At 51.7% G+C, this 10,316-nt stretch carries 13 protein-coding genes; 10 read left to right on the top strand and 3 right to left on the bottom strand.

What is annotated here, in order from left to right; translation table 11 throughout:
• A partial coding sequence (locus CJP72_RS19690) for a class II aldolase/adducin family protein (RefSeq protein WP_193568802.1) occupies positions 1-267 on the top strand: 267 nt, incomplete at its 5' end.
• Positions 268-406: 139 nt separating this feature from the next.
• On the opposite strand, the gene yjfY is transcribed toward CJP72_RS19690, so the two are convergent.
• A complete protein-coding gene (yjfY, locus tag CJP72_RS19685; protein ID WP_162383008.1) occupies positions 407-682 on the bottom strand; it encodes a DUF1471 family protein YjfY in 276 nt (91 codons plus the stop codon).
• Positions 683-984: 302 nt separating this feature from the next.
• On the opposite strand from yjfY, the gene CJP72_RS19680 reads away from it, so the two are divergent.
• The 6 genes from CJP72_RS19680 to CJP72_RS19655 all read left to right on the top strand — a co-directional run bounded on the left by CJP72_RS19680 (position 985) and on the right by CJP72_RS19655 (position 4,427).
• Entirely contained in the window at positions 985-1,749 is a 765-nt protein-coding gene (locus CJP72_RS19680; protein WP_162383007.1) for a TSUP family transporter, read from the top strand.
• A gap of 169 nt (positions 1,750-1,918) precedes the next feature.
• Positions 1,919-2,314 (top strand): 30S ribosomal protein S6, encoded by a 396-nt coding sequence (rpsF, locus tag CJP72_RS19675; protein WP_162383006.1) that lies wholly within the window; start codon positions 1,919-1,921, stop codon positions 2,312-2,314.
• Positions 2,315-2,320: 6 nt separating this feature from the next.
• Complete coding sequence (gene priB / locus CJP72_RS19670) at positions 2,321-2,635, top strand: primosomal replication protein N (protein ID WP_042321531.1); 315 nt, start codon at positions 2,321-2,323, stop codon at positions 2,633-2,635.
• Positions 2,636-2,639: 4 nt separating this feature from the next.
• The gene (gene rpsR / locus CJP72_RS19665; RefSeq protein ID WP_002210155.1) at positions 2,640-2,867 is read left to right on the top strand and encodes a 30S ribosomal protein S18; all 228 of its coding nucleotides are present in this window, start codon (positions 2,640-2,642) and stop codon (positions 2,865-2,867) included.
• 39 nt (positions 2,868-2,906) lie between these two features.
• The gene (gene rplI, locus CJP72_RS19660) at positions 2,907-3,356 is read left to right on the top strand and encodes a 50S ribosomal protein L9 (RefSeq protein ID WP_162383005.1); all 450 of its coding nucleotides are present in this window, start codon (positions 2,907-2,909) and stop codon (positions 3,354-3,356) included.
• A 138-nt stretch (positions 3,357-3,494) separates the two neighbouring features.
• Positions 3,495-4,427 (top strand): DMT family transporter, encoded by a 933-nt coding sequence (locus CJP72_RS19655; protein WP_162383004.1) that lies wholly within the window; start codon positions 3,495-3,497, stop codon positions 4,425-4,427.
• 41 nt (positions 4,428-4,468) lie between these two features.
• Here CJP72_RS19655 and CJP72_RS19650 read toward each other — a convergent pair whose 3' ends face one another.
• Positions 4,469-5,122, bottom strand: a complete 654-nt coding sequence (locus tag CJP72_RS19650) for an OapA family protein (RefSeq protein ID WP_162383003.1) — start codon at positions 5,120-5,122, stop codon at positions 4,469-4,471.
• A 219-nt stretch (positions 5,123-5,341) separates the two neighbouring features.
• Here CJP72_RS19650 and fklB point away from each other — a divergent pair, with 219 nt between their 5' ends.
• Positions 5,342-5,962, top strand: a complete 621-nt coding sequence (gene fklB / locus CJP72_RS19645) for an FKBP-type peptidyl-prolyl cis-trans isomerase (RefSeq protein ID WP_162383002.1) — start codon at positions 5,342-5,344, stop codon at positions 5,960-5,962.
• A 319-nt stretch (positions 5,963-6,281) separates the two neighbouring features.
• Positions 6,282-7,691 (top strand): D-serine/D-alanine/glycine transporter, encoded by a 1,410-nt coding sequence (cycA, locus tag CJP72_RS19640; protein WP_162383001.1) that lies wholly within the window; start codon positions 6,282-6,284, stop codon positions 7,689-7,691.
• Positions 7,692-7,778: 87 nt separating this feature from the next.
• On the opposite strand, the gene ytfE is transcribed toward cycA, so the two are convergent.
• Positions 7,779-8,441 carry an iron-sulfur cluster repair protein YtfE gene (gene ytfE / locus CJP72_RS19635; RefSeq protein ID WP_162383000.1) on the bottom strand — a complete coding sequence of 221 codons (663 nt, stop codon included), beginning with the start codon at positions 8,439-8,441 and terminating at the stop codon, positions 7,779-7,781.
• Between the two features lie 243 nt (positions 8,442-8,684).
• Between ytfE and CJP72_RS19630 the strand changes: the two genes are divergently transcribed.
• Positions 8,685-10,256 carry a methyl-accepting chemotaxis protein gene (locus tag CJP72_RS19630; protein ID WP_162382999.1) on the top strand — a complete coding sequence of 524 codons (1,572 nt, stop codon included), beginning with the start codon at positions 8,685-8,687 and terminating at the stop codon, positions 10,254-10,256.
• Positions 10,257-10,316 lie beyond the last annotated feature (60 nt).

The following is a 10,316-nucleotide window of genomic DNA, read 5'->3' as shown; positions in this document are numbered from 1 at the left end:
CTGAACACCGGAAAGGTGATTATCGAAACGCTGGGTGATGTGGAACCCCTGCATACGCCAGGGATTGTGGTGTATCAACACGGACCGTTTACGTGGGGGAAAGACGCTCATGACGCGGTGCATAACGCCGTAGTAATGGAAGAGGTGGCGCGAATGGCATGGATTGCGCGTGGGATTAACCCGCAGTTAACACCGATTGATGACTACCTGATGAATAAGCACTTTATGCGTAAGCATGGCCCTAACGCCTACTACGGGCAGAACTAAGTCGCAAAGAAAACGCTCCGGAATCCATCCTCACGGGGATGTTACTGGTCTGATTCCGGGGCGGTAGTGCCAAAAAAAGCCCCCTGAAGAGGGGGCAAATCAAACTATGGCAATGTTCTCGTTGGTTGTATCTGAATGGCTAGCGATAAATGTCTGCGCTGGCATGCATGTTACCGTTGCTACCTGGCTCCCGGATCAGGATCACGTGATAGTACGTTGCGCCTTGCGCATCTGTTTCTTCGTTCAGAGCTTGATCTGCTTCACTTTCAGTGGCGAAGTTATGATTAATGTAAATCACGCCTAAGCTCTGCACATCATCCATATTCCTGGCTTGTTGGTTATCGATTTTAATGGCTGCCGTCACATTTGCACTGAGCAAAAGCGCAGCCAGAAAGGTCAAAACACGGGCTCGCATACTGTACCTCCTCGACTGCTGTGTCTGGTCGGCGATATCTCCTGTGAATGGATTGCTTCTGATTTAATTCTAATCGCTACTTGAGAAGGGGATAGCGACCATTTCTGATGCAGTTGTTCAAAAAATTACCGCATTGCTCTTTTCACCTTCATTTATAAGTCACTTGCGCATGCCGTTACGCTCAAAAAATACCTGTCTTTTAAGAATGAACACTTACGCAATAATCAATTTTAATGCCGAAATTCGCCCCTTATAGTGATCGAAAACATAAAGATAACTTTATGATATTAAGGCAAAAACTAATGGATACATCATTCATGGATTTCAGCTATTTCACGATCATGTTTATGGTTGCGTTAATAGCGGGCTTTATCAATGTGGTTTCGGGCGGCGGTGGTTTTCTCTCTATCGGTGCGTTGCTGATTTCCGGTTTGCCGCCCGCCAATGCATTGGCCACGAATAAACTTCAGGCACTGGGCAGTTCACTCACCTCGGGTATTTATTTTTTGCGTCAGGGTCATATTAACGTTCAACAACATAAGTACGTGTTTTTATCCGCTTTTGCTGGTGCCGCAGTAGGGACAACGCTGATCCAGTTTATCGAGCCTGAGCTGCTGAAAAAGATGTTACCGGTGTTAATTATCGCTGTTGCCATTTATTTCATTTTTGCCCCTAACCTGAGTGAGCCGAAAAAGAGGCAGAAGGTATCGCTATTTCTTTTTTCGTTGATTTGCGGCGGCGGTATCGGATTTTATGATGGGTTTCTCGGTGCGGGGGCCGGTTCGTTTTACACGCTTTGCTACATCCTGATGTGGGGATACAGCATCGATAAGGCGCAGATCCACTCTAATTTCATCAACCTTGCGTCTAACATTGCCTCCATTATGTTCTTCATTGCCGGAGGGAAAATGATTTGGTCGCTTGGATTGGTGATGTTTGCCGGGCAGTCTCTTGGCGCTCGTCTGGGTGCGACGGTTGTGCTGACGCGCGGTAAGAAAGTCATCAGGCCGATGATCGTGATTGTCTCTATTTGCATCAGCGCTAAGATGTTGCTGGACATGTACTGACGGCACGATCACGGCGCTCTGATAAATAATCGTACAATCACCTTGAGTTTACTGACCGCCGCCAGTATTATGACGCGTCATTTTTCAGCCGACCTTTAACACGTTCCTTGCCTCCATGGGCCTCGGCTGACCCAGACAGGAGGCTGAATAATCCGTAAGGAGCAATTCGATGCGTCATTACGAAATCGTTTTTATGGTCCATCCTGACCAGAGCGAACAGGTTCCGGGTATGATCGAACGCTACACTGGTGCAATCACTGCAGCAGAAGGCACGATCCACCGTCTGGAAGACTGGGGTCGCCGTCAGCTGGCTTACCCGATCAACAAACTGCACAAAGCTCACTACGTTCTGATGAACGTTGAAGCGCCGCAGGAAGTGATCGATGAGCTGGAAACAAACTTCCGCTTCAACGATGCCGTTATCCGTAGCATGGTAATGCGTACTAAGCACGCTGTTACCGAAGCATCTCCGATGGTTAAAGCGAAAGACGAGCGTCGTGAACGTCGCGATGATTTCGCAAACGAAACCGCAGATGATGCTGAAGCTGGGGATTCTGAAGAGTAATTTCTGATGACCAACCGTCTGGTGTTATCTGGCACAGTGTGCAGAACGCCGCTTCGCAAGGTCAGCCCATCAGGAATTCCTCATTGCCAGTTCGTGCTAGAGCATCGTTCTGTGCAGGAGGAAGCCGGTTTTCACCGGCAGGCGTGGTGTCAAATGCCCGTTATTGTTAGCGGACACGAAAACCAGGCCATTACTCACAGTATAACGGTCGGTAGCGCAGTGACCGTTCAGGGGTTCATCTCTTGCCATAAGGCAAAGAACGGCCTGAGCAAAATGGTTCTGCATGCCGAGCAGATTGAATTGATAGATTCTGGAGACTAGCCATATGGCACGTTATTTCCGTCGTCGCAAGTTCTGCCGTTTCACCGCGGAAGGCGTTGTTGAGATTGATTACAAAGACATCGCAACGTTGAAAAACTACATTACCGAAAGCGGTAAAATTGTCCCGAGCCGTATCACCGGTACTCGTGCAAAATACCAGCGTCAGTTGGCTCGCTGCATCAAGCGTGCTCGCTACCTGTCCCTGCTGCCGTATACCGATCGTCATCAGTAATCGGCCGCTGTCTATTAACGACTTTAAGAGGATAAGGTAATGCAAGTTATTCTGCTTGATAAAGTAGCAAACCTGGGTAGCCTGGGTGATCAGGTTAACGTTAAAGCGGGCTACGCTCGTAACTTCCTGGTACCGCAGGGTAAAGCTGTTCCTGCTACCAAGAAAAACGTTGAATTCTTCGAAGCGCGCCGCGCTGAACTGGAAGCCAAACTGGCTGACGTTCTGGCCGCTGCTAACGCACGTGCTGAAGCAATCAACGCACTGGAAACCGTAACCATCGCGTCTAAAGCAGGCGACGAAGGCAAACTGTTCGGTTCCATCGGTACTCGCGACATCGCTGACGCTGTTACTGCAGCTGGCGTTGCTGTTGCTAAGAGCGAAGTTCGTCTGCCGAACGGCGTTCTGCGTACCACTGGTGAGCACGAAGTTGACTTCCAGGTTCACAGCGAAGTCTTCGCTAAACTGGTTGTAAACGTTGTTGCTGAGTAATTAATTACTCATCACCACGACGAAACGCCGGCCCTGTGCCGGCGTTTTGCTTTTCAGCTCCCCCGGTTTCTCTCTGGCTATTCTTTATCCTTTTCGGGATAATCAAAAAATAAAACATAATTTCAAAGTGATAATGGAATGGACGTTACCCACCAGCCGCCTCTGTTTGCCCGGAAAAATGTTGTTTACCTGAGTGCTGCCTTTTGTTGTTTGCTATGGGGAAGCGCTTACCCGGCAATAAAGAGCGGGTATGAGATCTTCCAGATTGCAACGGATGATATCCCCTCAAAAATTGTTTTTGCTGGCTACCGGTTTTTATTTGCGGGCCTGTTACTGCTGTTGCTGGCGTTGATGCAGCGAAAACCTATCGCCCGTTTAAGTCCACAACAGTTTGGCCAGTTAACCATGCTGGGGCTGACACAAACGTCGCTGCAATATATTTTCTTCTATATCGGCCTCGCCTTCACGACGGGCGTAAAAGGGTCGATCATGAATGCGACAGGCACCTTTTTTAGCGTGCTGCTGGCTCACTTTATCTATCAGAATGACAAACTCAGCTACAACAAAACGCTCGGTTGCATCCTGGGATTTATAGGTGTGATGGTGGTCAACTTCAACAACGGTCTGATGGACTTCAGTTTTAGTCTGTTGGGGGATGGTTCTGTTGTTCTGGCCGCTTTTATCCTTTCCGCCGCGACGCTTTACGGTAAACGTATCTCTCAGACGGTAGACCCGACAGTCATGACGGGCTATCAGTTAGGGATAGGGGGCCTGGCGCTGGTCATTGGCGGTTATGCTTGCGGTGGCTCACTGACCGTACACGGACTCTCTTCTGTTGCGATCCTGGGTTATCTGACGCTGCTCTCATCAGTGGCTTTTGCGCTGTGGAGCATTTTGCTCAAATACAACCGGGTGGGGATGATTGCCCCGTTTAATTTTCTGATCCCGGTCTCTGGCGTGGTCCTGTCGGCGACCTTCCTCGGTGAAAATATCCTGGAGTGGAAATACGCGCTGGCGCTGGTGCTGGTGTGCTCGGGGATTTGGTGGGTGAATAAGATTCGTAAGGTCTGAATATCGTAGGCCCGGTAAGCGTTCGCGCCACCGGGCACGCATTACCGCACGCGAATAAAACTACCGTTTGGCTGACGGGTAAACAGGACCTGCTGGTTATTACCGGTATCAATGGTTAAACCGGTGACCACACCGTTAGCGTTCTGGCGGATCTGGACTATCTGACCATCTTTAAGGTTGCTGAGCGGTTTACCTGCGCCCTCTGCCTGCGCCATGGCGTAGACATCCGTTGGCGGCAGGCCATGATCGCGAAACACTTGCGCCAGGGTTTTCCCTGAATCTACACGATACGAACGCCACTGCTGGTCAATCCCGCTATCCGGCTGGAAGGGCTGGGATTGTGTCGGCGCTTGTGCCTGTGGCGACGATGGTTCTTCTGGCTGCTCGTCCTGAATAGGTTCAGGGGCGACGGGCGCCACTTGCCCTGGATCATTTTGCGGGGCAACCAGTTGTGCCTGAAGCTGAGCTTCCGTTGGTGGTTGCGACTGCGACTGGAGATCCAACTGGGCGTTTCGCGTGACGACTGGCGTCTCGCTGGTGTCATTGGAAGGAAGCAGGAAGCCAATCACCAGCACAATAGCTGCGGCGATGATGCCACGACGGTGCATGGGTGGCAGTGGATCCATGATGCGAAAATTGTCCGGTGCATGCCAGATTTTCGCCAGGGTTGGTTTTAGTTCAAAGCGCCCGGGCATGGCTTTCCTCCTGCTCCGCTTATCGTTCCTCGATCATAGAGTATAGATGGCTAACGCTATGATGTTCGTCATAATGCCCGCTTTCGTGACCTCAGCGCGGGATACACCTATTGTTTATGTTTCCCTGCGATTTGTCATCTCTTCCCGAGACAAAGTTTTACCGGATGCAGCGTGGCTGATATGCTTCCCGCTTCTTGATATCCGATGAAAGGAAATATGATGGCAACCCCGACTTTTGACACTATCGAAGCGCAAGCAAGCTACGGCATTGGTTTGCAGGTAGGCCAGCAACTGAGCGAATCTGGTCTGGAAGGGCTGTTGCCTGAAGCGCTGGTGGCTGGTATTGCTGATGCGCTGGAAGGCAAACACCCGGCAGTCCCTGTGGATGTGGTTCACCGCGCGCTGCGCGAGATCCACGAACGTGCTGATGCAGTGCGTCGCGAACGTTTCCAGACCATGGCCGCTGATGGTGTGAAATATCTGGAAGAAAACCGTGAGAAAGAGGGCGTGAACAGTACGGAGTCCGGCCTGCAATTCCGCGTGATCAACCAGGGTGAAGGCGCTATCCCGGCGCGTACCGATCGTGTACGTGTGCATTACACCGGCAAACTGATTGACGGTACCGTGTTTGACAGTTCTGTTGCGCGTGGCGAACCGGCTGAATTCCCGGTAAACGGCGTGATCCCAGGCTGGATCGAAGCACTGACGTTGATGCCAGTCGGCTCCAAATGGGAACTGACTATTCCTCAGGAACTGGCGTACGGTGAGCGTGGCGCTGGCGCGTCCATCCCGCCATTCAGCACGCTGGTCTTCGATGTAGAGCTGCTGGAAATTCTCTAAGCAGTGACTTCTGTTCCCCTCTTTACTGAGGGGGGCAGAATAAAGAGTGAAAAACCTATAGTTAGCGAGAAGTCGATATTTTATCTTGCAAATGTGCCATCTGCGTGTATTTTTGTGAACTCATTCTCGTTGTTAGAGTGATACGACACTCACTTTAAACATAAAATTAACATTTTATTTAAATCTTAGTATTCATCCCGCCAATTCTTACCTAATATCGATGAGTCCCGATAACGGGTTCGTCGTAGCATAGATGTACGACAGACACATTAAAGGCCGTAGAGCCTAACAACACAGACAGGTACAGGAAGAAAAAAACATGGTAGATCAGGTAAAAGTCGGAGCCGTTGAAGAGGCTTCGTCTGAACAGTCGCTACGGCGCAATCTTACAAACCGCCATATTCAGCTTATCGCCATCGGCGGCGCTATTGGCACTGGCTTGTTCATGGGGTCCGGTAAAACCATCAGTCTTGCAGGGCCGTCGATCATTTTCGTTTATATGATCATCGGTTTTATGCTCTTTTTCGTGATGCGTGCAATGGGAGAATTGCTGCTCTCGAATCTGGAATACAAATCCTTTAGTGATTTCGCCTCTGATCTGCTCGGACCGTGGGCGGGATATTTTACCGGCTGGACCTACTGGTTCTGCTGGGTGGTAACTGGAATGGCCGACGTCGTCGCCATTACCGCCTATGCGCAATTCTGGTTCCCTGGGCTTTCCGACTGGGTGGCCTCGCTGGCGGTGATTATTCTGCTGCTGAGCCTAAACCTCGCCACCGTAAAAATGTTCGGTGAGATGGAGTTCTGGTTTGCGATGATCAAGATTGTTGCCATTGTGGGACTGATCGTTGTCGGTCTGGTGATGGTGATGATGCACTTCCAGTCGCCAACCGGAGTCGAAGCCTCGTTTACTCACCTGTGGAATGACGGCGGCTGGTTCCCGAAAGGCTTGAGCGGCTTCTTTGCCGGTTTCCAGATAGCGGTATTTGCCTTCGTGGGCATTGAGCTGGTGGGGACGACTGCGGCGGAAACCAAAGATCCGGAGAAATCCCTGCCGCGCGCAATCAACTCGATTCCGATTCGTATCATCATGTTCTACGTCTTCGCGCTGATCATCATCATGTCGGTGACGCCGTGGAGTTCGGTCGTACCGACCAAGAGTCCGTTTGTGGAACTGTTTGTGTTGGTCGGTCTGCCTGCTGCCGCCAGTCTGATTAACTTTGTGGTGCTGACGTCCGCCGCATCTTCTGCGAACAGCGGCGTGTTCTCCACCAGCCGTATGTTATTCGGCCTGGCGCAAGAAGGGGTTGCACCGAGTGCGTTTGCAAAGCTGTCTAAACGTGCTGTTCCGGCAAAAGGGCTGACATTCTCCTGCATCTGCCTGCTGGGTGGCGTAGTGATGCTGTACGTTAACCCGAGCGTGATTGGTGCATTCACCATGATCACGACCGTGTCGGCGATTCTGTTTATGTTCGTCTGGACCATCATTCTGTGCTCGTATCTGGTGTACCGCAAAGAGCGCCCGCATCTGCATGAGAAATCGATTTACAAGATGCCGTGGGGCAAGATGATGTGCTGGGTGTGCATGGCGTTCTTCGTGTTCGTGCTGGTGCTGCTGACGCTGGAAGAAGATACCCGTCAGGCGCTGATCGTCACCCCGCTGTGGTTTATCGCACTGGGTCTTGGCTGGCTGTTCATCGGCAAAAAACGCATGGCTGGCGTGCGTTAATCCCCTAGCCGGATGGCGCTTCGCGTATCCGGCCTGGAAAGACTCGAAATGTAAGCCCGGTAAGCGGTAGCGCCACCGGGCATTTTTTTACTCTCCAGCCAGCGCACGCGGGAACAGAACGTTGTTCTCCAGACTGATGTGTTCCATCAAATCGTCGATCAATTCATTAATACCGTTGTACATCGCTTTCCAGGTCGTGCAGGCTTCCGGCGGTGGTGTGACGTTATTGGTGGTGTGCTTGATCACTTCCAGCAATTCGCCGGCATCGTCGTGTTCACTTTCCATCACGCTGATTGGCCCCATTGCCTGACTTCCCATTCCCTGCTTGATCATCGGAAACAGGATCTGCTCTTCTTTCATCATGTGGCTGGAAAGCTCTTCGTGCAGCATGGTCAGGTATTTCGCCAGGCCTTTCGGGACGCTGGGTTTATCTGCGTGGACGCGTTCGACTTTGCTCGCCTGCAGAATCAGTTCCGGCAGTTGCTCACGGTGGCGGTCATGATAACGCACTATGATATGGTCGATGATTTCGGTGAGTTCTGCGGAACGCCAGTCTTTCTCAATCGGCTGTTCAGCAAGCATAGCCAGTTGCGCTTCGATAGCGTCGACATCCAGCTCTTTACGCTCGGCCGCACGTGCCAGCGTCTGCTTACCGCCGCAGCAGTAATCCATATCGTACTTACGAAACAGCGCCGAAGCGCGAGGGATCGAAAGCGCCAGTTCACCTAAAGGTTGATCGCGATAAGACATAGCTGTTACCTCATGCTCAAAAATATAAGATGTATTTTAAATGCATCTTTATGATGAAGATATACCTCTTTCGAGTCAGAATGAAATGTGATGTTCGTCACGAATTTTTCTTATTCTCTTAAGGTGCTGAATCTTATTAAAAAGAATGGAAATCCTCTTGAGCTACCTACGACAGGATTAAATAAGCTGGCGGCACTGCCGATAGTTAGACCTCAGGCAACCTTGCATAAGAAAAGGCAACAGATGTTCAAACGGATCAAAGTCATCACCTTACTGATTATCGTGCTACTCACCCTGGGCGCGATGCAGATCATTTCCGCAGGCGTTTTTATCGGCGCGCTCAACCACGACAAACAAAACTTCACCGTGTCACAGCTTTCCAGTCAGAACGTGGCTGAATTTACCGATGCGTGGATCAGCCTGAACCAGGCGCGTGTGACGCTCAACCGGGGTATGTTGCGCCTGCAAGGTAACATGGCCAATCAGATCAATGGTGGGCAGTTGAATGAACTGGTGAGCACCGCGAACCGCATGCTGGCAGAGGCAAAGCGCCATTACGACAACTACTACGCCTTGCCGGAAACGCCGGGTCTGGATGAACAACTGGCTGACAGGCTGGAAGAGCAATACGGCCTCTACTCGGCCACTCTGGCGAAAATGAACCTCTTATTGGCTGAAGGCAAGCTGGAAGAGATGTTCAGGCAGAATGCCGAGCAAAAACAGACGGCCATGCAGGCGGTTTACCATGAGTGGCGTACCGCGCAGGCTGAACTGGCAAATGCAGGGATGCGGGATAACGAAAACGACTATCAGCGTATCCTGTGGATTATGACCCTCATTATGTTGGCCGTCGTGGCGGTGATCGTCATCAGTTGGATTGCCATGCAGCGTGTATTGCTGAAACCGCTGCATGATGTGATGGCGCACATTCGCCATATTGCGGCAGGCGATCTGACCCACAGCATTCACACGGAGGGCAGCAACGAAATGGCGCTGCTGGCGCGCAATCTTCACGAGATGCAGCAAGCGCTGGCGAACACCGTCAGTGTGGTGCGTGACGGGGCCGATACTATCTATACCGGCGCAGGGGAAATTTCAGCGGGCAGCAACGATCTCTCTTCACGAACAGAACAACAGGCGGCATCACTGGAGGAAACGGCAGCCAGTATGGAGCAGCTTACCGCGACCGTGAAACAAAATGCGGACAATGCGCGTCAGGCGACCAATCTGGCGCGAAATGCCTCTGAGACGGCGCAGAAAGGCGGAACGGTGGTGGATGGGGTGGTGCGTACTATGGACGACATTGCCACCAGTTCCAGCAAAATTGCCCAGATCACCAGTGTGATTGACGGCATTGCATTCCAGACCAATATTCTGGCGCTGAATGCGGCGGTGGAAGCGGCGCGAGCAGGGGAGCAAGGGCGCGGTTTCGCCGTGGTGGCGGGTGAAGTGCGCACCCTGGCACAACGTAGCGCACAGGCGGCAAAAGAGATTAAAGCGTTGATCGACGACTCGGGTCATCGGGTCAGCGCTGGTGCGGCGCTGGTGAATGAAGCCGGTGAAACGATGGCGGAGATTGTGAATGCCGTCACCCGCGTCACCGACATCATGGGCGAAATTGCTTCCGCATCTGACGAGCAAAGCCGGGGCATCGATCAAGTCGGTCAGGCGGTTGCAGAGATGGATCGCGTGACGCAGCAGAACGCCTCGCTGGTGGAAGAATCGGCTTCCGCAGCCGCAGCGTTAGAAGAGCAGGCGGCGCGTCTGAATCAGACAGTTGCCGTGTTTAAAGTTTCGCGCCGAATCGTAGCATAAACACGTTTTTCTGGCCTACCCGGGGTGACTGAGTAGGCCGGATAAACGCTGTGACATCCG

It is taken from the genome of Citrobacter sp. NCU1, from assembly GCF_010231475.1.
GTDB lineage: Bacteria > Pseudomonadota > Gammaproteobacteria > Enterobacterales > Enterobacteriaceae > Citrobacter_D.
Note: the sequence above shows the minus strand (reverse complement) of the source record. Positions and strands in the feature narration are given on the sequence as shown.